A 22582-nucleotide genomic window follows, 5' to 3' on the forward strand; every position below is an offset into this window, starting at 1 on the left:
TACCCGCTGCAGCGCAACTGAGCTGGTGCTCAATACCTGCGCGCACACCCACCGTCTGTGCCCATATCTACTGGTGACAGCGGGTTTTCCTGTGTGTCCCCAGAGATATTCGATGCCGAGTGTCCACCCCGAAAGGTCCCCAGCTCCGCCTCGGGGACGCCGCCGCCCACGGTGCACCACGCCGCCTAAAGATTATGGAACTAGAAGGATTATGGGGCAGTAGTTAACTGTTCCGAAAAAGATGAGCGCATCCTGCCGTAAAATGAGTTCCTGTGTTTAATCTTTTCGGACGTTCGAAGAACAAAGGCGCCACACCTCCGCGGGCGCCGGGGCAGACCGTGCGCGCGAAAGATCTGGACTACCTCAAGCAGTGGACGTTTGGACGCACCGGGGTAGAGGGGTTTGTGGAACCCGAAACGCTGGTCAATGAGATGTCCGTGGTGCTGGTGGACGCCGCAGGGGAGTGGACGCGCCGCGCCATTGGTGGCCCGAAGGGGATCGACGCCGTGGCGCACGGTGTGGGAATCCCTCTCTATTTCGCGGAAGAGACCGGTTACCCGCAACGCATGCGCGAAAAAATTGAGCGCGATCGGCTGCTCAAAGCCCGCGAGGAGCAGCGGCAGCGCCGCGCCGCCCGGCAGGCCCAGAAGGACGCGGACCGCTCCTAAGCGATCGGACCTGAGTGCGCTTCTCTAGCGCACGTCAGACTGCCGGCTGCACGCTGCTTAGTGCTCGACCTCGCCGCGCGCGATGGCCTCCAAGCTGGCCACGATCGTGCGGACCGGAACACCCGTTCCACGCTTCGGCGTGTACCCGTGCGCGGAACCCGTGTTATAGGCCGGCCCGGCCACATCCATGTGCACCCACTGAACGCCCTCGGCCACGAACTTGGACAGGTAGTGCCCGGCCACACTCATGCCGCCCCAGCGGGAGGTAGAGATGTTCTTCAGATCGGCCACATCGCTGGTGATTTCCTTCGCCAGCTCCTTCGGCAGTGGCATAGGCCACGCATTCTCACCCACATTCTGGGAAATCATGGACACGCGATCACGGAACTCGATGGATCCCATGATGCCAGGCGTGCGCTCACCCAAAGCCACCATCTGAGCTCCCGTGAGGGTAGCCGTTTCAATGAGGAAGGCCGGCTCATCCTCACACGCGCGGGCGATCGCATCGGCCAGGACAAGGCGACCTTCGGCGTCGGTATTAAGAACCTCGGAGCTCAACCCGCCGTAATGCACAATGATGTCGCCGGGACGCGTGGCCTTGTCGCCAGGCATGTTCTCCGCGAGTGGAATGGTGGCGGTGACCCGCAGGTTCAGGCCCAGGCGTGTGGCGGCGATGATGGATCCCACCACGGCCGCCGAGCCGCCCATGTCCGAGATCATGTTCCACATGTTGGCCCCAGGCTTCAGGGAGATGCCGCCGGTATCGAAGGTGATTCCCTTGCCCACCAGAGCCACCAGTGGGGTGTCCTGAGCGTCCTTGTTGTAGCTCACGCGCACCAAACGGGGCGGGCGGGCAGAGCCCTGGCCTACGCCGAGGATGCCACCATAGCCTTGCTCCTCCAGCTGGGATTCCTCGAGAATCTCCACCTCCAGGCCCTCAGCTTCAGCCGCGTCCTTGATGAAGGCAGCATAGGACTCCGGGTAGAGCACATTGGCGGGAGCGTTGACCAGGTCGCGAGCCAGCGCCACACTGTCCACCAGCACCCGGGCATGCTGCAGAAGTTCGTCGGCACTGTTGTCCTCCTCGGTGGCAGGAGGGGTCACCACACTCACCGTGGCCACGGAGGGCTTCGCTTCCTTAAAACCGGCGTAAGTGTAGGCGCCCAAGGCGTGGCCGATCACCGCGGCCTCGGGATCGAAGATGCCCAGCATGGATACCACGGAGGCCGGTTCCTGATCCTTGGTGCGCTGTACTGCACGAATGGCGGTGCCGGCACCCTCGCGGATGGTTTCGGCGGTCAGCTCGTCGCTATCGCCCAAACCGATGGCGATGATGGTGGTGAAGGGGGAAGGCTCTTTAGTGGAGTCTGCGCTGGCCTCTTCTGACTCGTCATCGTGGGAGAAAATAGAGGCTGCGGGAACCGTAGTGACTTCGCCTGGTGTGCCCTGGGCGCCCAGGGATACGAGCAGCTTCCACAGAGTGATCTCGAGGCCTCGGCCCCACGCGCCTCCTAGGCTCCCGGCCAGTTCAAGTCCGTTCTCGCCGTGGAACACGGGCACGATGAGGACGTCGGCCGTCAGTGAATCGTGAGCATCGGCGCCCAACGGTGCGATGGATAGTTCCGGCACATGACCGCGGGACAAGTTGGACGGAGTGACAGCGGGCTGGGACACGAGAGAAACCACCTTTTCACATGTTTTAGTGACAACGCTCACCACCATACCCCGAACAAAGCCGAGGGGAGCGGTACACGTGTGGGAGGTGAGTTGTACGATAAGGACATGACTTATGTGCCAGCTACTAAAGACTCCTTCTCCGTTACCCTCAACGACAACGCGGCAAGCGACGAGAGGGTAGCGGAAATTTTGGCCCAGCCGGGCTTCGGTACGTACTTCACCGATCACATGGTGCTGATTGATTGGGATGCGGATGCTGGCTGGCACGACGCACGCGTGGTTCCCTACGCGCCACTGCAACTGGATCCCGCTACGTCCGTTCTGCATTACGGACAGGCAATCTTCGAGGGCCTGAAGGGCTACCGCCAGGAAGACGGATCCATCCAAACGTTCCGCCCGGAGCGCAACGCCGCTCGCTTCCAGGACTCCGCCGAGCGTCTGGCCATGCCGAAGCTCCCCGAGGAGCTGTTCATTGAATCCCTCAAGCAGCTCACCGCCGTGGATCACCGCTGGGTCCCTGCGGCCGGTGGCGAGGAAGCCCTGTACTTCCGTCCCTTCATGATCTCCCAGGAGGTGGGTCTGGGCGTGCACCCGGCGAACTCCTACACCTTCTGCGTGATCGCCTCCCCAGCCGGTGCGTACTTTAAGGGTGGCGTGAAGCCCGTGTCCGTGTGGTTGGCCACCGAGTACGTCCGCGCGGTGCGCGGTGGCACCGGTGCCGCCAAGTTCGCGGGCAACTACGCCGCCTCCCTCATCGCCCAGTCCTTCGCAGAGCAGCAGGGCTGCGACCAGGTGGTGTGGTTGGACGCCGTGGAGCACAAGTACGTGGAGGAAATGGGAGGCATGAACCTTGCCTTCGTCTACGGCTCCGGCGACAACGTCACCCTGGTGACCCCGGAGCTCACGGGCTCCCTGCTTCCGGGCGTGACGCGTTCCTCCCTGCTGGATATTGCTGAGGACCTGGGGTACACCGTGGAAGAGCGCCTGATCTCCACTGACGAGTGGGAGCGCGCAGCCACCAGCGGAGAGATGACGGAGGCCTTCGCCTGCGGCACCGCCGCTGTGGTCACACCCGTCGGTGTGGTGAAGCACAAGGGCGGCGAGTTCCAGGTTAACGGCGGCGAGGCCGGCGAGATCACCATGAAGCTTCGCGAGCACCTCACCGGAATCCAGCGCGGATCCGTGGAGGATGTTCACGGCTGGATGGTCACGCTGAAGGACTAACCGTCCGCAACAGCGTAAGGCCTCACGGCTCACGGCCTCAAGCAACAGCCACCGTGAGCCAGATACTTGGTAGTGGCCGTTAACCAGATACCCGGGGCACCGTGCGCCACGCATGCCGAATGATCGGCAGGGCGAGCAACGCGCAGGTGCCCTGATCTGTGTCTAGAGACAGATCCAACAGTGGCGTCAGATCCAGGTACGCCAACGCCTCCCGGGTCGCCGGCTCCGTCCCCGCCGACGCAGCCGCCCACCACTCACTTGCACCGGGCGCCATCGCGTGCGCCACCAGGGCCGCAGCAGCCACCCCGGCGCCATCGAACACCACAGGAGTGCGGCGCACCGCGGCCTGTGCCAACAGCCCCACCAGCACCGCAAGATCCGCGCTCCCAGCCTTGCGCAGCACGCGCTGCGCCGAGGCACGGTCGTCCCGGACGCGGTACATCGCATCACGGATATAGGTGACCTTCTGCCGCCACACGCTGTCATCAATGCCCGAGCCACGCCCCACCACGCGCACGGGTTCCACCGTGCAGAGGCTGCCCACCACCACTGCGGCAGTGGACGTGAGGCCGCGCCCATGATCGCCGACCAACAACAGGGAGACCCCCGAATCGGCCTGGGCGTCCGCAAGTTCCATCCCGGCCCGCACTGCTGAGTCGAACTCCTCCTCCGTCAACGCATCAGCCCGATCTGCGGGGTGGGCCTGTGGGGCGTGACGCTGGGCGTCGACCCATAACGATTCAACATGGACATCATCGGCGGTCAGCGCCAGGGATTCGTCCAACCCCGCCTGGCCCGTGGACACATGGGAGATCTCCGGGATCGCCTCGCCCACGGGGTGATCGCCGGCGACCACAATGTGGCGCACCTTCTCCAGCCCGGCATCGGCGTGGGTGTCCTTCGCCGGCATGCATCCCGCGAGCCACAGGGCAATGGAGCCGAGGCCATCGCCCGGGTTGACGGTTGCGGTGGATGATGAATGAATTCGACGCCGGTGCGTCCATTGTTCGCGCATCGCGTCACGTGCGGCGTTGTCCGGTGGTGTGACCTGCGGAAACACGATAGAAGTCATCGGGGCACGTTCCTAGACGGAATCGCCGATATTCTTCTGCGGAGCAGGAGTGCGGAAACGGCGCAGCATCGTGGCGCGGGTAAAGGCATACATTCCCAAGTGGAACTTCCCGAAGGGGTTGTCCGGGTAACGCTCATTGACCAGCCTATTGACCCGGCGGCCCACCCAGATCCCTTCCAGCAGAAGGATCAGGAAGATGGCCATCATCACCAGGGAGGCGAGGTTGGCAATTTGAGGATTGCGCGTGCCCACCAGCATCACCAGCACAACCACCAAAGTCAGCGGCAGGAAGATGTTCATGATGAAACGCCGGGAGTCAATGAAGTCACGCACTAGGCGCTTCTCGCGGCCCTTATCGCGCTCCATCAAGTACTTCTCATCGCCCGCCATCATGCGCTCGTTGGCCTTGCGGCGCTCCCGCGCGGCCTCATCGCGCTGACGCTGCTTCATCGCCTTGTACTCTTCCTTGGACATCGACTGCTTCAGTTCCTTGCGGCGCTTGCGCGCCTCGGCTGGGGTGGTCGGAGCTTCGAAGGATGTACGACGAACGCCCGCTTGGCGCTCAACCTCGTTGCGCTTGGGCGTGGGCTTGCCCTTTTTCGGAGTGAACGCGGCGCTGCGGGTAGGCGCGGAAGAGTCGGTGGACTCTGCGGAGTTAGGTTCTGCGGAGTTCGCGTGAGTGGAGTTCGCCTCGGCAGCGGCGGTGGACTTTTCGGACGATTTCGGCTTTTTCACGCTTAACAGGTTAGAGCAGCGAGAATCTTTAGTCTATAAAGGCGCGCGGGAAGGGGAGTGGGCGCTAGTGGCATAGGTTCAGGTCCTAGTGGCATAGGTTCAGGCCAGGGTGTAGTTTATGAGGGGTAGACCTATCGGGAGTGTCCCGATATCCTTGGGATCTCGTGAGCTCGTAATAGGAGTGATCGTGGGGTTCAGACATAAGGAAAGTAGAGGACGCACATGACTGCTCCAGAATCTTTGACGGGTGTTGAGCTGACCCCAGCAGCTCAGGAAAAGGCCGCAGCGTTGCTGGCCCAGGAAGGCCGTGACGACCTGGCCTTGCGCATTGCAGTTCAGCCCGGTGGATGCGCCGGCCTGCGCTACCAGCTGTTCTTCGATGATCGTCAGCTGGACGGCGACATTGTTGACCACTTCGACGGAGTGAACCTGGTGGTTGACCGCATGTCTTCCCCATACCTCACCGGCGCGAAGATTGACTTCGCGGATACCATCGAGTCCCAGGGCTTCACCATCGACAACCCCAACGCCACCGGCTCCTGCGCCTGCGGTGACTCCTTCTCCTGATTCCAGCGTGATTGAGCAGAAGCCGCTGGGAGGCTTGTCGGCTTCTAGTACTACGAAGGTCCCCACCCGTGACGGGTGGGGACCTTCTGTGATGTGTGGAGGACCCAGGGGAGGGCACTCAGAGGAGGACGCCCAGGGGGCGCCTAGAGGCGTACAGGATAATCCCGCTGGTCGATGTCCGGCGTGATCCGGTGCTCCACGAAGATACCGTGCCAGATCATGAAGCACAGCACCGTCCAAATACGGCGGGAGTGATCTGGGCCGGAACCGGAGTTCATGGCCGTCCTGTGCTCGTCCAGCATCGCCAGGACCTCGGCCTTGTTGAAGATATGGTCGGTCTGGGATGCCTCGATGTTCTCCTTGGCCCAGCCGTAGAGCTCGTCACCGGCCAGCCAGTGGCGCAGCGGCACGGGGAAGCCGAGCTTCTTCCGGTTCAACACGTGCTCCGGAACGATGAACTCCATGGCCTTGCGCAGCGCGTACTTGGTGGTGCCGTGGGAGACCTTCAACTCGTGAGGCAAGGTCTCGGCAACCTCGAAGACCACCTTGTCCAGGAACGGAACGCGCAGCTCCAGCGAGTTGGCCATGTTGATCTTGTCGGCCTTCACCAGGATGTCGCCGCGCATCCACGTGAACAGGTCCAGGTGCTGCATGCGTGCCACGGGGTCCATGGACGTGGACTTCGCATAGATTGGGGCGGTGACCTCACGGTGGTCCCACTCTGGGCGGATCTCTCGCAGCACGCGCTCGAGCTGCTGGTAGTTAAAGGACCGAGCGTTGCCGTAGTAGCGGTCCTCCATGCTCATGGTGCCGCGCTGCAGCAAGGACTTTCCGCGCACGCCCTCTGGCATGGCGTCGCCCACCTTCGCCAGGACCTTCTTCAGAGGAGAGGGAACCTTATCGAACGGTGCCAGGGACAGCGGCTCCTTGTAGATCGTGTAGCCACCGAAGAGCTCATCGGCACCCTCGCCAGACAGCACCACCTTCACATGCTTGCGTGCCTCGGCGGCCACAAAGTGCAGCGGCACCAGCGCAGGGTCCGCCACGGGATCGTCCAAGTACCAGATGATCTGCGGGATGGCTGCTGCAAATTCCTCGGGGGATACCACCTTGACAATGTGCTCCACGCCGATCGCCGCCGCCGATTCCGCCGCCACGTCGATCTCCGAGTATCCCTCCCGCTCGAAGCCGGTGGTGAACGTCAGCAGGTTCGGGTTGTGACGCTTCGCCAGGGTGGCGATGGCGGTAGAGTCGATACCGCCGGACAGGAATGAGCCCACAGTCACATCCGCGCGCATGTGCTTTTCCACAGAATCTTCCAGAGCCTCAGCGATCTTCTTAAACACCTGCGTCTCCGAACCGGACGCCACGGGGCGAACCGGGAACGTCGGCTCGAACCATCGAGTCTCCTGCAGCGCGCCGCCAGGGGTAATGATGCCGTAGGAACCGGACTCCAGGCGTCGGATTCCACGATGAAGGGTCTCCGGCTCGGGCACATATTGAAGGTCGGTGTAGTGGGCGATGGCGCGGATGTCGAGCTCCTCGGACAGGCCGATCGCGTCCGCCATGGACAGGATGCACTTCTTCTCGGAGCCAAAGGCCGTGCCCGCGGAGGTGGTCGCCACGAACATCGGCTTAATGCCGAATTGGTCGCGGGCGATGAACAGGGATTGCTCGGCAGAATCCCACACGGCGAAGGCAAACATGCCGCGCAGGTGGTGCACCACGTCGGGGCCCCAGTGGTGGAATCCCACCACGATCGGCTCGCCATCACCTTCAGTATTAAAGGTGTAGCCCTCGGCCTGAAGCTCCTCGCGCAGCTCCAGGTAGTTGTAGATCTCACCATTGAAGGTCAAGGTGTAACGCTTGTCCTCGCCCTCTGGTCCCCACTGCAGCGGCTGGTGCGAGTGATCAATGTCAATGATGGACAGACGGTTGAATCCGAACACCACGTTGTCGTCGTGCCACGTGCCACTGTCATCGGGGCCGCGATGATGCATGCACGGGAGGGCCGTCTCCACGGCGTTGACGTATTGATCTGCTGAGCCGTCGGCGGCAATGAAACCTAGCAATCCACACATGAGATCGCACTTTACGCTGTGAACCGTGTGCTAACCACCTGCCACGCTGTGAGGCCGGTGGAGATCTGCCTCTATATCCGACGCCTGGCGCGCTTTTCTCTGGCGTGCGAGCGCAACCGGGGTCTCGCAAAAAAGTGGGATAGATCACGCCCGTGCCCCAGTTGGGGGCAAATAGGGGGACGATACCCCGGAAAAGTGGGGTTTGAATGGATGTGATGATGGCAAGTGAGGATAAATGCACTAAAGTTATTCGTTGAAGTGGTCTGGTTTTGCTTCACGCTATGTACTGCAGATAGCGACAGGTTTTCACAAGCCGGCGATACCAGCACCAAACGACGTGTTAATGAGGAAGGCAATAATCGCGTGGAACAGCGAAAAGTACACGGTTTGACTCGCCGTCTTGGCTTGGCAGGCGTACTGGGCTTCAGTGGCCTTGCCCTGGCTGGTTGTACCGTAAATCCACCAGAGAATAAGTTCTTTGAACTGCTGCGTTTCGGTTGGCCGAAGGGCATCACCCCAGAGGCCCAGCAGCTGGGCAACTTCTGGGTGTGGGTCTGGGTAGCTGCCTGGATCATCGGCTTCATCATGTGGGGCCTGATGTTCTTTGTGATGGCACGCTACAACGACAAGGCTCGCACCCGCCGTGGTGATCACGAGGAGTTCCCTCGTCAGACCGCCTACAACGTGCCACTTGAGTTGGTTCTGACCCTGATGCCAGTGCTGACCGTTCTGACCCTGTTCTTCTTCAACGTTCAGGCTCAGGATGAGGCCACCGCACTGGACAAGGACCCAGAGGTGACCGTGGACGTGACCGCATTCCAGTGGAACTGGAAGTTCGGCTACGCCAATGTCTACGGTGAGAAGCTGACCGACGAGGCTGCACAGAAGGCAGCCGAGGAGTCCAAGTACGAGGATCTGGGCGTGGATAAGCACGGCCACCCAATCCCAGGACCAATCCACGGCAAGTCTAAGGATGACTACAGCCACCTGCGTTTCAGCAAGATTGAGACCACCGGCACCACCGAAGAGATCCCAGTTCTGGTTCTTCCTTCCAACACCGCCATCGAGTTCGACCTGGCATCCGCTGACGTGTCCCACGCCTTCTGGGTTCCTGAGTTCCTGTTCAAGCGCGACGTGTACAACCACCCTGAGGCGAACCAGCAGGAGCGTCGCTTCCAGGTGCGCGAGATCAACAAGGAAGGCGCATTCGTCGGCCGTTGTGCTGAGATGTGTGGTACCTACCACGCGATGATGAACTTCGAGATCCGCGTTGTGTCCCCTGAGAAGTTCAAGCAGTACATCGAGTTCCGTAAGCAGAACCCAGATGCACCGAACTCCGCGGCACTGAAGGAGATCAACGAAGCTCCATACGCAACCTCCACCCACCCATTCGAGACCGAGCGTGCGGGTACCCGTACCGCCAATGAAAACTACACCGACCGCAACGCGGCGTAGTAGAAAATACTTCAGGAAAGAGAGAATCTGACATGGCTTCAGGCGCAAAACTCTTCTACGGTATCGCACTGTTCTTCGCTATCGTCACCACGGTCTACATCATCGGAACCATCACCGTGGACCACTCCGCGGCACTGAAGGGCATCGAGTGGTCCGGTGTGGTCGGCATGACCCTGGGTGGCCTGCTGGCATTGATGCTGGCTGTGTACCTGCACCTCACCGAGTCCAAGTCCGACATCGGACCTGCTGACTGGGAAGAAGCAGAGATCGAGGACGGAGAGGGCGTTTTGGGCTTCTTCTCCGCAAGCTCCATCTGGCCTTTCGCAATGACCGTGTCCATCGTAATCCTGGGACTCGGTATCGGCTTCTGGCACTACTGGCTGATCGTTGCCGGTGCTGTCTGCCTGATCTACACCGCAACGATGCTGAACCTGCAGTACGGTCTTCCACCAGAGAAGCACTAGTCACGCGCTGACTACCCTCATTACCTAAAAGGGTGGGCTAGGAATCCTGATTAAGGATTCCTAGCCCACCCTTTTCGTAGCTCAGCGGCCGGTTCGTGGCTCAGCGGGTGGCGCCGAGCCTGTTACGTGGTGGCAGTGAGTGTATTAGGACGTGGCGGTGAGCAGAGCCTTCTGTGCCGCGCCAGACTCCAGAGACTCACGCACGAACGGCAGCTGCTGAAGGATCGCTTCCTTGATGGAGTCCGCGTCGGTGGCGTCTCCCCAGCCCGTGACGGTCGCGCGCGCTGCCGCCGCATTCATTAAGACCGCAGCCTTGACCGGGCCGTCCAATTCCCCGGCGAAGAGCTGCTGGGCAACGGTGGCGTTGAACGCTGCATCGCCGCCACGGAGGGACTCAAGCGACGCGGTCTCGAAACCATAGTCCTCGGGGGAGAGGTCGAAGTGGGTGATGCTTCCGTCGGAATTGGTGGCGACTACGTGGGTGGGGCCGGAGATGGTGATCTCGTCCATGCCGTCGTGTCCACGAACCACCAGAACCCTATCGCCGCGCTGAGCAAAGGCGCGAGCCATGACCTCCTGCTGGTCCTCAAACGCGCAGCCAATCAGCCCGTAGCGCGGCTGAGCAGGGTTGGTGAGCGGTCCCAGAAGGTTAAATAGCGTGGGCACCTTGAGCTCCGAGCGCACGGGGCCTGCGAAACGCATCGCAGGGTGATAGGTCTTGGCGAACATGAACCCAAAGTGTGTACGGGCCATGTCCTTGACGATCTCCTCGGGCGTGCGCTCAATGCGGTAGCCCAATTGCTCCAGAAGATCCGCGCCGCCGCACTTGGAGCTGGCTGCACGGTTACCGTGCTTGACCACAGTGGTCCCCAGTCCCGCCAGCACGAAGCTCGCCATGGTGGAGATATTGACCGTGTGGTGGCCATCGCCGCCCGTGCCGACGATGTCCACGGCATCCGTGATGTCCCCGGTGTCTACCGTTTGGGCGAAGCTGCTCATCGTCTCCGCGGCTGCGGCCAATTCCTCAGGCGTAATGCCCTTGACCTTGATTCCGAACGCAAAGGCGGAAATCTGGGCGGGCGTAGCCTCTCCGCCCATAATCTGAGACATTGCCCAGTGCACCGCCGCGTCGGGAAGAGCGTCGCCAGAGCCGATCAGGTTCAACACTCCGGGCCAGGACCAGTCCTGAGAAGAGCGAGATGCCGGTGTATCGGCGGTATCTGAGTTGATGTTGATGTGGTTCATGCCACCATGGTAGTCAGCATGCTTTTGGGTCGTGATACTGGGGTTGCACGTGAGGCAGGAGGGGCGTGAGGCTGGGCGTCGGATATCAATCAAAGAAAGTTCCCAACAATCCCAAGAGATTTTTCCACTAGCCCCAAAGGGGTGGGTTTGACAGCTTCCCCCAAGGTCTTACCTGCATTTTTACAGAAAGCTGCAAGAAAACGCCCCCGATGAATCGACTTACACCCCTCGAACCGTCATACTAATAAACGTGACGAGCGCAGTTGAAAACCCAGGTATGGCAGCACCACAGCGTGTTGCGACATTGAACCGTCCAAACATGGTCAGTGTCGGCACGATTGTGTTCCTGTCTCAAGAATTAATGTTCTTTGCTGGTCTGTTCGCGATGTACTTCGTGTCCAAGGCCAACTCCGGAGGGAATTGGCCCTCCGAACCGACCGAGCTGAATGTGCCATTCGCGGCGGGAATCACCATCATCCTGGTGGCGTCCTCCGTAACCGCACAGTTTGGCGTGTTCGCAGCGGAGAGGGGAGACGTATTCGGATTGCGTAAGTGGTACGCAATCTCTGCTCTGATGGGACTTGTGTTCCTCATCGGACAGGGCTACGAGTATGCACACCTCGTGCAGCACGGCACCACCATTCCAGGTTCCGTGTACGGCTCCGCCTTCTACATCACCACCGGCTTCCACGGTGCCCACGTTCTCGCGGGTGTCCTGGCCTTCGGTGTGGTGCTGCTGCGAACCGCTAAATCTAAGTTCACCCCAGCGCAGGCAACCGCTGCCGTTGTTGTGTCTTACTACTGGCACTTCGTCGACGTGGTCTGGATTGCACTGTGGATCACCATTTACTTCATCCAGTAGGCCGTAACGGTCGCTGGGTGTAAACACCCGAACGGCCTACAGCCCATCAAACTTCCATTGACGAATCTTTAGAGGGAACAAGATGGAAACACATTCCACACACGCAGACGCTAGCCAGCAGGCTAGCGGTGCCACGAGCGGTGCGACCGCTCGTCGGCGGCGCAGGATCCGTAAGGCTCTGGCGAGTGCCTTGGCGTTGGCCTTCGCATTGACCGGTGCCGGATTCCTAGCCAACGCATTAACTCCTGACGCTCAGACCGCAGTGGCTCGCCAGGACGAGACCGCTTTGGTGGAGCAGGGTAAGGAGATCTACGAGATCGCCTGTATCACTTGCCACGGTGCCAACCTTCAAGGTGTGAAGGATCGTGGACCTTCTCTGGTCGGTGTTGGCGAAGGCGCCGTGTACTTCCAGGTGCACTCCGGCCGCATGCCGATGCTCCGTAACGAAGCACAGGCCGCTCGCAAGCAGCCACGCTACTCCGAGCAGCAGACCCTGGCTCTGGCCGCATACGTCAACGCTAACGGTGGCGGCCCAGGAATCGTTCGCGACGAGGACGGCACCATCTCCATGGAGTCCCTGCGCGGAAAGAACAACCAGGACGGCAAGATTGACCCAGCTGACGTAGCTCGCGGTTCCGATCTGTTCCGTTTGAACTGTGCATCCTGCCACAACTTCACCGGCCGTGGTGGAGCGCTTTCTGGTGGTAAGTACGCACCGGTTCTGGACCCAGCAAACGAGCAGGAAATCTACCAGGCTATGCTGACCGGTCCACAGAACATGCCTAAGTTCTCCGATCGCCAGCTGACCGCTGATGAGAAGAAGGACATCATCGCTTTCATTAAGTCTTCTAAGGAGACTCCTAACCAAGGTGGTTACGGACTGGGCGGAATTGGTCCAGTTACTGAGGGCATGCTGATGTGGTTCTTCGGCATCGTTATTATGATCGCCTTCGCAATGTGGATTGGATCTCGCTCATGAGTGATGTGAATCGTAACTACACAAACGAAGAGCTCGACAAGATGAGCAATGATGAACTTGCCCGTCTCGGAACTGAGCTCGACGGCGTTACCGTTGCCTACCGCAAGGAACGCTTCCCAGTTGCTGGTGACCCAGCTGAAAAGCGCGCTGAGCGCAAGGTCGCAACCTTCTTCGCTCTGTCCGTGCTGATGGGCCTCGCGTTCATCGCGGTCTACCTCTTCTGGCCATGGACCTACAAGCACATGGAGCAGGAGGGTCTGTGGACCTACACCCTGTACACCCCATTGCTGGGCGTGACCGGTGGCCTGGCTCTGGTGTTCATGGGTATCGGTATCGCGTCCTACACGAAGACCTTCATTCCTGAAGAGATCTCCGTACAGACCCGCCACGACGGTCCTTCCGACGAGGTTGACCGCCGTACCCTGGTGGCTCTGCTGAATGACTCTTGGCAGACCTCCACTCTCGGCCGTCGTCCCGTGATCGCCGGTCTGGCCGGTGCTGGTGCGGTGCTTGCCGGAATCAGCATCATCCTGCCACTGGGCGGCATCGTGAAGAACCCATGGAAGCCTAAGGCAATGGGCATCCAGGGTGACGGCACCCTGTGGACCACCGGATGGACCCTTGCCTCCCAAGGTGAGACTGTCTACCTGGGCCGCGACACCGCTGCCATCGCTGAAAAGCACGACGGCCACTACAGCACCAAGGGCGTGTCCCGCTTGGTACGCATGCGTGCCGAGGACCTGGACGCCGGAGCAATGGAAACGGTCTTCCCAATGACCGAGGACATGATCAACGACGGCGATGTCTACGATGCCGACCGGGATGTCTACGAGGAGCACATGCACTCCATTCACGGCCCACGTAACGCCGTGATGCTGATCCGCTTGCGCCACGCAGACGCCCTGAAGGCTATCCCACGTGAAGGTCAGGAAGACTTCCACTACGGTGACTACTTCGCCTACTCCAAGATCTGTACCCACATCGGCTGCCCTACGTCCCTGTACGAGCAGCAGACCAACCGCATCCTCTGCCCATGCCACCAGTCGCAGTTTGATGCCTTGCAGTACGGTAAGCCAGTCTTCGGTCCCGCTGCACGTGCATTGCCACAGCTGCCGATCACCGTGGACAAAGAGGGCTACCTTATCGCCAAGGGCGACTTCATTGAGCCTGTCGGCCCTGCATTCTGGGAGCGTCGTTCATGAGTAAAACTAAAGTAAACCGCGCAGCACTCGCGGCAAACAACATCGACGAGCGGTACACTGCCTCCGGCATCATCCGCCCAAACATCAACAAGGTGTTCCCAACGCACTGGTCCTTCATGCTGGGCGAGATCGCGTTGTACGCCTTCATCATCCTGATCCTGTCAGGTGTGTACCTCACCCTGTTCTTCGATCCTTCGATGAGCAAGGTGATCTACGACGGTGCGTACGCACCGCTGAACGGTGTGGAAATGTCCGCGGCTTACCACACTGCACTGAACATTTCCTTTGAGGTGCGCGGCGGTCTCTTCATCCGCCAGGTCCACCACTGGGCAGCACTGCTGTTCGCCATCTCCATCATGGTGCACATGTTCCGCATCTTCTTCACGGGTGCGTTCCGTAAGCCACGTGAGGCGAACTGGGTCATCGGCTGCTTGCTGCTGCTCCTGTCTGTGGCAGAAGGCTTCTTCGGCTACTCCCTGCCAGACGACCTGCTGTCCGGTGTTGGTCTGCGCATTATGTCCGCCATCGTTGTGGCCCTGCCAATCGTTGGTACCTGGCTGCACTGGATCATGTTCGCTGGCGACTTCCCAGGCGAGATCATCATTCCTCGCCTGTACATCGCACACGTTCTGCTGATCCCAGGCATCCTGCTGGCTCTGATTGCTGCCCACGTTGCTCTGGTCTGGTACCAGAAGCACACCCAGTTCCCTGGACCGGGCCGCATCGAGAACAACGTTGTGGGTATCCGAATCCTGCCAGTGTTCGGTATCAAGGCCGCATCCTTCGGTCTGTTCACCTTCGGTGTGATCGCACTGCTGAGTGGTCTGTTCCAGATCAACGCCATCTGGAACCTGGGTCCATACAACCCATCTCAGGTGTCCGCCGGTTCTCAGCCTGATATCTACATGCTGTGGACGGATGGCGCAGCACGTGTTATGCCAGCGTGGGAGCTCTACCTCGGCAACTACACCATCCCTGCCGTGTTCTGGGTAGCCCTGCTCCTCGGAATCCTGGTGGCCCTGCTGTTCGCCTACCCATGGATCGAGCAGAAGATGACGGGCGACACCGCGCACCACAACCTGCTGCAGCGTCCACGCGACGTGCCTACCCGCACCGCTATCGGTGTGATGGCTATCGTGTTCTACGTTCTGTTGACGATCTCCGGTGGTAACGACCTGGTTGCGTACCACTTCCAGATCTCCCTGAACGCCATGACCTGGGTTGGTCGTATCGGCTTGGTTCTGCTGCCACCGATCGCGTACTTCATCACCTACCGTCTGTGCATCAGCCTGCAGCGCAATGACCGCGAGGTTCTGGAGCACGGTATCGAGACCGGTACCATCCGCCAGCTGGCTAGCGGTGAGTTCATCGAGGTTCACCAGCCGCTGGGTCCTGTGGACGAGCACGGCCACGCTATTCCTCTGGAGTACCAGGGTGCTGCCGTTCCGAAGACCATGAACGAACTTGGCTTCGGTGGTCACCCAGCCCGTGGTTCCTTCTTCAAGGCGGACCCACAGGACATTGTCTCCAAGGTTGAGGACATCGAGCACCGCAACCACCTGGAGCAGAAGGAAATGTTCGAGAAGTTGCAGCAGCGCAACCGCATCGAGCTTGAGGGTGACGATAAGTAAATAGGTACAAGGTCCCTAGCCCAGGTGGCTAGGGACATGTATCCTCCCTGCGCTCACAGAATAATAAAGGCCCCGACCACTGTTTCTACAGTGGCCGGGGCCTTTAGCTGTGTTCAGATCGGTCGCTTATACCTCGATGGGCAGTTTAGAGAGCTCCACCACAAGATCCATGGTGGCTGCCACATCCGCTTGTGCACGGTGGCGTGGCTTATGCGCCGTGTTCAGAAGCTCTGCAAGGCGGTCTAGACGGTATCTTCCGACCTTCTCGCGGGGGATGAGGGCCCGTGCTGCTTCGGCAGTGCACAGTAGCCGTGGCGTGTACGGTCGATAGGCCTGGTCTGTTGCGAGGGCAGCCCTGATGAGCTCGCTTTGCAAAAAGGCGTAGTCGAACTGCACATTGTGTCCCACCAATGTGTCCGTAGCTGAATCCTGGGCAGGGGAGAGGTTCTCGGCAGGGGTCGTGTCTCCGGGAATGCTGCCATCAAGGTGGAGGAACGCGGTCAGCTCGTCAGTAATCTCCTCAAAGCGCGGTGCTGTGGCGAGGAGGCCATCACTTAAGCCCGTGAGATCCGTAATAAAAGGGGAGAGACGCACAGCGGGATTAACAAGTGTGTGGAAGCTCTCGGTGACGCGACCGTTAACAATGCGCGTGGCAGCGATTTCAATGATTCTGTCGGAGTGGGGATCAAGGCCAGTGGTCTCGATATCGATTGTGACGCTGTTGTTCTTGGCGCTCTGAAGCTTCTGAATGATCTCTTGCTGTGTTGGGCTCACGCGTTTGAGTGTAGTCTGCAGGCCCTACAGACCGTAGTCTGTACGCACGTTTCTCGTGCTGTGGGTCGGCTCTCAGCCTGTTATATAACGTCTGTAACGACCTTCTTTTGGGGGGTGTGACGCAGATCACATGAGAAGTTTTGAGAGTGAATGGGAAGTAATTCTCTCAGGTTTTGTTGTCGCTTTGTGTGGTCGGTTAGGGCAGTTCATGGGCCACTTCTTGGGTTTATGGATTGGGTACAGTCGAGTACTTTCCTGAGAAGGCTCGTTTGGTAACGCTTCGTGATCTTGAGTCTCACACACTCGGATTTTGACAACGAATTGGACAACGTTGATAACGTTTCGTAATCTTTGGAAAGTCTTTGGCGCTCCCAATGAGCGTCGACGTTCCTGACTACGCACAGACGGTGCGTGGAGGGTTGACAGTACGCAAGCACACTCGAAAGGTTTTTCTTCCCCATGGGCAAGCACTCTGTAAAGGCGAATCGCACCGTACGTAACTCCGCAGTCATCGCTGCTGTGGGAGTCAGTGCGGCTGTGTTGGCGCCAGCCTCCGCGCAGGCCGCTCAAGCTGTACACACCCCGTCCGGCTTCACCTTCGACATTCCAGATGAGTTCGCCGCCCAGGCTCAGCCTCACCTGGCTCAGGCCGGCGTGCAGCTGAACGGTGTTGCTCAGCAGGCTGCTGTGTCTCCTCTGGCTGAGAAGATCGCTGCTCCTGTCGCTGGTAACCAGAAGGTTGCGGACTCCGCACTGTCGCAGGTGGGCGCTCCATACCAGTGGGGTGGAACCTCCCCAGCTGGCTTCGACTGCTCCGGTCTGGTCCAGTGGGCATTCGCACAGCACGGCAAGAAGATCCCACGCACCTCTTCCGCTCAGATCGCCGGCGGAAGCCCTGTGAGCCTGTCCAACATCCAGGTGGGTGACGTTGTGGGCTACTATGGCGGCAACTCCCACGTGGCCATCTACATCGGTGACGGCAAGGTTGTGCACGCCATCAACTCCGGCACCCCTGTGAAGGTGACCGACATGAACTACATGCCAGTTAACTCCGTGGTGCGTTTCTAGGCTACGATATACCTATTCGGACATACCGGTCCCGTCTTGAGTAATCAAGGCGGGACCATTGGTGGTTACAGTGCTTTTCACTTCAGCCACTGTTGTCACTCCATTCACCTGTGCCTGTACCCATAGGCCCCGAGCGTTATCAAGAAAGCGACACCACCTCGTGAAGTTGAATTCCGCCCTCCGCACCGCTGCGGTTGTCGTAGCCCTAGGAAGCTCCGCCACGGTCTTAACCATTCCCGCTGCGGGTGCTCAGGATGTGCCAGCGCACGCTCCCGCCACCCCGGGGGATCGCGCGGCTGAAATTCAAGCTTTGTTGGATAAGCCCATCCCCACCGACGTGGATGCGCTGCTCAAGCACGTGGGCGAGGTCTCCCGCCTTGCCGGGGAAACCAACGATCAGGTGGAAGCGCTCAAGGTCGAGCTGGCTGAGTCCCAGAAGCGCATCGAGGAGGCCAACGCCCGCATCGACGAAGCGCAGCAGCGCAGCGACCAGCGGGTCGCTGAGCTGGAGGTGTCCAAGGGGCGCGTAGAAGATGTCTCCCGTGCTCTCTACAACGGTGGCACGGCGTCGGAGCTCTCGGCGATCTCTGGCTCCGCTGATCCCCGCGAGGCAGTGGAGAAGACCGCGTACCTGGAATCCATCGCCAACCACAACTCCTTCGCCATCAAGGCCGCGGAGGAGGATCTCAAGGGTATCGTGGATGCGCGCAATGATGCAGCCCTTGCCCGCGCGAAGGCTCAGGCGGAGCAGCGCCACGTGGCTCGCCAGCAGGCAGAGCTGGAGTCCCGCTCCGCGCAGCTGGAGGAGCTGAAGCGCACCGTCATGAAGGCCGTGGACAACCTGAGCCCGGCTGACCGCGAACGCTGGGTCGCTCAAAACGGCCCCATCGACGTGAACGTGGACGAGTTCCTCTCCCGTCTGAAGGCTGGCGGCAGCCCCGCGGCCTCCGCGTACGCCCAGGGCGTGGTCGGCGCGGCACTGTCCAAGCTCGGTAGCCCCTACAGCTGGGGTGCTGCAGGCCCAGACGCGTTCGACTGCTCCGGCCTGATGTACTGGTCCTACCAGCAGCAAGGCAAGACCATCCCTCGCACGTCCCAGGCGCAGCTGAACGGTGGCCAGTCCGTAAGTCGTGACTCCATCCAGCCTGGCGACATCGTGGCCTACTACCCAGGCGCTACCCACGTGGGCATGTACATCGGCGATGGCAAGATCGTCCACGCGTCGGACTACGGAATCCCTGTCCAGGTTGTTCCGCTGGATTCCATGCCGATCGTGGGTATTTCCCGCTACTAGGCTGCCCTGTTCCTCTATGCCCGCCAGCCATCCCCGCGTCCTGGTTGTCACCAACGATTTCCCGCCGACCGTCGGTGGGATCCAGAGCTACCTGCGTGACTATGTGGCGACGTTGGATCCCTCTCGCGTGGTCGTGTTTGCCTCCACGCAGGACGGGGATGCCGCCACGATATTCGACGCCGAGCGCGCATACACCGTGGTGCGGTGGCCACGGACAGTGATGCTTCCAACACCCGCCGTGGCCCGCCGGATGGCGCAGCTCATTCGCGAACACGACATTCACACCGTGTGGTTCGGCGCGGCAGCTCCGCTGGCGGCGTTGGCACCCCAGGCGCGGCGCGCAGGCGCTCGCCGCATCATCGCCTCCACCCACGGGCACGAGGTCGGCTGGTCCATGCTGCCGGGCGCCCGGCAGGTTTTGCGCTATATCGGGCGCCACGTGGACACGCTCACCTATGTCTCTCGCTATGCCCGGAACCGCTTCGCCGGAGCCTTTGGGCCTGACGTGGGCTGGGAGCCCATGCCCGGCGGGGTGGACACCACGGTGTTCCGGCCGCAACCGGAGCTGTCGGCACAGCTACGCCGCCGCCACGGGCTGGAGGATGCCTCGGTGATCGTGGCCGTATCCAGGCTGGTGCCTCGAAAAGGGCAGGACACGCTGATCAAGGCACTGCCTACAATTCTGAAGCGCGTGCCCAACGCGCATCTGCTGCTGGTGGGGCCGGGGGACTATCGCTCGGCGCTGCGCCGTCTGGCCGTGGCGCTGGGCGTCGAGGATCATGTGACGATGACAGGCCCGGTCGATTTCGCAGAATTGGCCGGGTACTACGGCGCGGGGGATGTTTTTGCCCTGCCCGTGCGCACGCAGCTGGGGGGCCTGAGCGTGGAGGGGCTCGGCATCGTGTTCCTGGAGGCTCAGGCCTGCGGGGTGGCTACGGTGGCAGGCAATGGCGGAGGAGCCCCGGAGACCGTGATCGACGGATCGACCGGGCTGGTTGTGGACGGTCGCAGCCCTGAGCGTGTGGCTGACACACTGGCCGACCTGCTGAACAACCCTGAGATGCGGCATCAACTAGCTGACCGTGGCGTGACGGCGGTGAACCACGCGTGGACGTGGGACGCGCTGGGGGCTCAGCTTCGCGCGGTGATCGCCGGGGACGGAGGCATCCCGCCGCGGCACAGCTGGAATGCAGCGGGCGACACGCTCGGTTCGGCACCTGTGACACGCGACTGATAGGATCGTTTGGTTACCCGCCGACGGACCTGTAACGCAGGGCAGGCCGCGGGGGAGAAGCGAGTAGTGATCGAAGGTAATGATCGAGGGTCATGTGACGGACGAACTGACAATCGGCGTGGATATCGGAGGAACGAACTTCCGCGCCGCTGTGGTAGACGCCGAGGGAACGATCCTCGATACTGAGCAGCTGCCCACGCCGTCGAGCGTGTCCGCGCTGGAAGAGGCCCTCGAGTTGGCGATCGCGGAGCTTCGTGGGCGCCACCCGTCTGTGGTGTCGGTGGGCCTGGCTGTCGCTGGTTTCATCGACGAAACTCGCACGCGCGTGCGCTTCGCGCCGCACCTGCCGTGGCGCCATCAGGAGATCGTTCAGCGCCTCAGCACCCGTCTCGGTCTTCCTGTGGTGTTGGAGCACGACGCCAACTCCGCGGCCATCGGGGAGCACGCCTTCGGTGCGGCACAAGGGGTGGATAATTGGGTTCTGTTCGCGCTCGGGACGGGCATTGGCGGTGCCGTGATGATCAACGGACGGATCTACCGGGGCGCGTTTGGCACGGCTCCAGAGTTCGGCCACTTGACGGTGATGCCAAAAGGGCGAGCATGTCCCTGCGGCAAGCGCGGATGCCTGGAGCGTTATTGCTCCGGGTCGGCCCTGGCGCTGGCGGCGCAGGACCTCATGGCCACGCGGCGCTACTCCGCGTCCCGACTGGTGGACGCCTATGCGAATAAGGCCGAGGAGCTCACCGGACGGGTCATCGTGGATGCCGCACGGCACGGCGACGCCCTGGCGCAAGAGGCCGTGGACGAGGTGGCCACGTGGCTGGGACAGGGCTTGGGCCTGGTGCAAGACATCTTCGATCCCGAGCTGATCGTGATCGGTGGGGGACTGAGCACGGAGGCTGACCTGTTCATGGACACGGCGAAATCGGAGTTGGGGAGCAGCATTGTGGGTTCGGGCTACCGGCCCGTATCGCGCGTGGCAGCGGCACAGCTGGGGGGTGATGCGGGTATGATAGGCGTAGCTTTATTGGCCCGCCAGGAGGCTGGCGAGCGTACACATCGGCGTCACGAGGGAACATAACAAAGAACAATGCAGAATCGAACGTATTGGTGGCTGAAGCATGTTTTCATTGGTCCTTTCCTGCATGTTTGGAATAGGCCATTTGCCCGAGGAATGGACAAGATCCCCTCGGACGGTCCGGCGATCCTCGCTTCCAATCACCTGGCGGTGATGGACAGCTTTTACCTGCCGTTGATGTCCCCCCGCCAGCTGACCTTCCTGGCAAAGAAGGAATACTTCACCACCCCTGGATTCGTGGGAGGTATCCAGAAGTGGTTCTTCAGCTCCGTGGGACAGGTTCCCATTGACCGCTCCGATAAGGACTCCCAGGATGCCGCCATGGCTACGGCCCTGGAGGTCCTCAAGAAGGGTGACCCGCTGGGCATGTACCCCGAAGGCACTCGCTCCCCGGACGGTCGCCTATACCGCGGAAAGACGGGCCTGGCCCGCATCGCGCTGCAGACCGGCGTGCCGGTCTACCCCGTGGCCATGATCAACACCCACAAGGTCAACCCCATCGGCAGCTGGATTCCGCGTCCATTGCGTTGCGGGATGATCGTGGGAGATCCCATCGACCCTGCCGACTTCGCTGACCAGGGCGATGAATACGCCCAGGCCCGAGCGCTGACAGACCGCATCATGGAGGAGCTCGCCGCACTGTCCGGCCAGGAGTACGTGGCGGACTTTTATGCGGCGGACGTGAAGAAGAGCCTGGAAGCCGGACACGGCTACCCAGCGGGGTCCGAACCGCGGCGTTAGGCATCATGAAATACTTTTACGACACTGAATTCATCGAAGACGGCACCATCATCGACCTCGTATCCATCGGCGTGGTCTGCGAGGACGGTCGCGAGTTCTACGCCATCTCCACCGAATTCGATGAAACACGTGCCAACCCCTGGGTGAAAAAACACGTCCTGCCCCAACTGCCGCCGCGCAGCAACCCCGCATGGATGGACCGGGCAACCTTGAAGGCGCAACTGTTTGAGTTTCTGGTGCCTCACCATGCCGAAGGCCGGCGCCTCCACGCGAACGAACGGCCTGAGTTGTGGGCATGGGTGGGTGCCTACGATCACGTGGCCCTTGCCCAACTTTGGGGCGACATGACAGGCCTGCCCCAGGAGCTCCCGCGCTTTACCCGAGAGCTGAAACAGCTCTGGGAAATGGCCGGGTCGCCCACGCTGCCAGAGCCCCCGACGAACGCTCACGACGCCCTGGCCGACGCACGTTTCAACGTGGTGAAATATCGTGCGTGTATGGAAAGCTGGCGTCGTAAAAAAGGATAAGAAC

General features: G+C 60.9%; 21 protein-coding genes. 15 read left to right on the plus strand and 6 right to left on the minus strand.

Going from position 1 to position 22582, the window contains the following annotated elements; translation table 11 throughout:
• Nucleotides 1-272: 272 nt before the first annotated feature.
• Nucleotides 273-668, plus strand: coding sequence for an oxidoreductase (locus IAU67_RS03195; RefSeq protein WP_151843048.1), 396 nt, complete (start codon nucleotides 273-275; stop codon nucleotides 666-668).
• A 57-nt stretch (nucleotides 669-725) separates the two neighbouring features.
• On the opposite strand, the gene IAU67_RS03200 is transcribed toward IAU67_RS03195, so the two are convergent.
• Nucleotides 726-2390: a leucyl aminopeptidase gene (locus IAU67_RS03200; RefSeq protein WP_151843049.1), complete on the minus strand. Its 1665-nt coding sequence runs from the start codon at nucleotides 2388-2390 to the stop codon at nucleotides 726-728.
• 60 nt (nucleotides 2391-2450) lie between these two features.
• Here IAU67_RS03200 and IAU67_RS03205 point away from each other — a divergent pair, with 60 nt between their 5' ends.
• On the plus strand, nucleotides 2451-3569 hold the full coding sequence (locus IAU67_RS03205; RefSeq protein WP_151843050.1) for a branched-chain amino acid aminotransferase: 1119 nt from the start codon (nucleotides 2451-2453) through the stop codon (nucleotides 3567-3569).
• A 79-nt stretch (nucleotides 3570-3648) separates the two neighbouring features.
• Here IAU67_RS03205 and IAU67_RS03210 read toward each other — a convergent pair whose 3' ends face one another.
• A complete protein-coding gene (locus IAU67_RS03210; RefSeq protein WP_151843051.1) occupies nucleotides 3649-4641 on the minus strand; it encodes a nicotinate-nucleotide--dimethylbenzimidazole phosphoribosyltransferase in 993 nt (330 codons plus the stop codon).
• A 12-nt stretch (nucleotides 4642-4653) separates the two neighbouring features.
• A complete protein-coding gene (locus IAU67_RS03215) occupies nucleotides 4654-5376 on the minus strand; it encodes a DUF3043 domain-containing protein (protein ID WP_151843052.1) in 723 nt (240 codons plus the stop codon).
• A 222-nt stretch (nucleotides 5377-5598) separates the two neighbouring features.
• Here IAU67_RS03215 and IAU67_RS03220 point away from each other — a divergent pair, with 222 nt between their 5' ends.
• Nucleotides 5599-5943, plus strand: coding sequence for a HesB/IscA family protein (locus IAU67_RS03220; protein WP_151843053.1), 345 nt, complete (start codon nucleotides 5599-5601; stop codon nucleotides 5941-5943).
• A gap of 143 nt (nucleotides 5944-6086) precedes the next feature.
• On the opposite strand, the gene asnB is transcribed toward IAU67_RS03220, so the two are convergent.
• Entirely contained in the window at nucleotides 6087-8024 is a 1938-nt protein-coding gene (gene asnB, locus IAU67_RS03225; RefSeq protein WP_151843054.1) for an asparagine synthase (glutamine-hydrolyzing), read from the minus strand.
• A 363-nt stretch (nucleotides 8025-8387) separates the two neighbouring features.
• On the opposite strand from asnB, the gene ctaC reads away from it, so the two are divergent.
• Together ctaC and ctaF are read left to right on the plus strand one after the other, a co-directional pair.
• A complete protein-coding gene (gene ctaC, locus IAU67_RS03230; RefSeq protein ID WP_151843055.1) occupies nucleotides 8388-9479 on the plus strand; it encodes an aa3-type cytochrome oxidase subunit II in 1092 nt (363 codons plus the stop codon).
• Nucleotides 9480-9511: 32 nt separating this feature from the next.
• Nucleotides 9512-9943, plus strand: a complete 432-nt coding sequence (gene ctaF / locus IAU67_RS03235) for an aa3-type cytochrome oxidase subunit IV (RefSeq protein ID WP_151843056.1) — start codon at nucleotides 9512-9514, stop codon at nucleotides 9941-9943.
• Nucleotides 9944-10087: 144 nt separating this feature from the next.
• On the opposite strand, the gene trpD is transcribed toward ctaF, so the two are convergent.
• Entirely contained in the window at nucleotides 10088-11188 is a 1101-nt protein-coding gene (gene trpD / locus IAU67_RS03240) for an anthranilate phosphoribosyltransferase (protein WP_151843057.1), read from the minus strand.
• Nucleotides 11189-11438: 250 nt separating this feature from the next.
• Between trpD and ctaE the strand changes: the two genes are divergently transcribed.
• The 4 genes from ctaE (at nucleotide 11439) to qcrB (ending at nucleotide 15862) form a co-directional block, all read left to right on the plus strand.
• The gene (ctaE, locus tag IAU67_RS03245) at nucleotides 11439-12050 is read left to right on the plus strand and encodes an aa3-type cytochrome oxidase subunit III (RefSeq protein ID WP_151843058.1); all 612 of its coding nucleotides are present in this window, start codon (nucleotides 11439-11441) and stop codon (nucleotides 12048-12050) included.
• A gap of 82 nt (nucleotides 12051-12132) precedes the next feature.
• Complete coding sequence (qcrC, locus tag IAU67_RS03250) at nucleotides 12133-13029, plus strand: cytochrome bc1 complex diheme cytochrome c subunit (protein WP_151843059.1); 897 nt, start codon at nucleotides 12133-12135, stop codon at nucleotides 13027-13029.
• A complete protein-coding gene (qcrA, locus tag IAU67_RS03255; RefSeq protein ID WP_151843060.1) occupies nucleotides 13026-14231 on the plus strand; it encodes a cytochrome bc1 complex Rieske iron-sulfur subunit in 1206 nt (401 codons plus the stop codon). Before qcrC ends, qcrA begins: the two co-directional genes overlap by 4 nt.
• A complete protein-coding gene (gene qcrB / locus IAU67_RS03260; protein ID WP_151843061.1) occupies nucleotides 14228-15862 on the plus strand; it encodes a cytochrome bc1 complex cytochrome b subunit in 1635 nt (544 codons plus the stop codon). Before qcrA ends, qcrB begins: the two co-directional genes overlap by 4 nt.
• 126 nt (nucleotides 15863-15988) lie before the next feature.
• On the opposite strand, the gene IAU67_RS03265 is transcribed toward qcrB, so the two are convergent.
• The gene (locus IAU67_RS03265) at nucleotides 15989-16636 is read right to left on the minus strand and encodes a 3'-5' exonuclease (RefSeq protein ID WP_225723589.1); all 648 of its coding nucleotides are present in this window, start codon (nucleotides 16634-16636) and stop codon (nucleotides 15989-15991) included.
• Between the two features lie 459 nt (nucleotides 16637-17095).
• Here IAU67_RS03265 and IAU67_RS03270 point away from each other — a divergent pair, with 459 nt between their 5' ends.
• The 6 genes from IAU67_RS03270 (at nucleotide 17096) to IAU67_RS03295 (ending at nucleotide 22578) form a co-directional block, all read left to right on the plus strand.
• Nucleotides 17096-17704, plus strand: a complete 609-nt coding sequence (locus IAU67_RS03270) for an NlpC/P60 family protein (protein WP_151843062.1) — start codon at nucleotides 17096-17098, stop codon at nucleotides 17702-17704.
• Nucleotides 17705-17864: 160 nt separating this feature from the next.
• The gene (locus IAU67_RS03275) at nucleotides 17865-18998 is read left to right on the plus strand and encodes an NlpC/P60 family protein (RefSeq protein ID WP_151843063.1); all 1134 of its coding nucleotides are present in this window, start codon (nucleotides 17865-17867) and stop codon (nucleotides 18996-18998) included.
• Nucleotides 18999-19014: 16 nt separating this feature from the next.
• Nucleotides 19015-20232 (plus strand): glycosyltransferase family 4 protein, encoded by a 1218-nt coding sequence (locus IAU67_RS03280; RefSeq protein WP_151843064.1) that lies wholly within the window; start codon nucleotides 19015-19017, stop codon nucleotides 20230-20232.
• 79 nt (nucleotides 20233-20311) lie between these two features.
• A complete protein-coding gene (locus IAU67_RS03285; RefSeq protein ID WP_187767955.1) occupies nucleotides 20312-21313 on the plus strand; it encodes an ROK family protein in 1002 nt (333 codons plus the stop codon).
• A gap of 9 nt (nucleotides 21314-21322) precedes the next feature.
• Nucleotides 21323-22051: a lysophospholipid acyltransferase family protein gene (locus tag IAU67_RS03290; protein ID WP_151843065.1), complete on the plus strand. Its 729-nt coding sequence runs from the start codon at nucleotides 21323-21325 to the stop codon at nucleotides 22049-22051.
• A gap of 5 nt (nucleotides 22052-22056) precedes the next feature.
• The gene (locus IAU67_RS03295; protein WP_151843066.1) at nucleotides 22057-22578 is read left to right on the plus strand and encodes a polyadenylate-specific 3'-exoribonuclease AS; all 522 of its coding nucleotides are present in this window, start codon (nucleotides 22057-22059) and stop codon (nucleotides 22576-22578) included.
• Nucleotides 22579-22582 lie beyond the last annotated feature (4 nt).

Origin of the sequence: Corynebacterium zhongnanshanii (assembly GCF_014490575.1) — a bacterium.
Classification (GTDB): domain Bacteria; phylum Actinomycetota; class Actinomycetes; order Mycobacteriales; family Mycobacteriaceae; genus Corynebacterium; species Corynebacterium zhongnanshanii.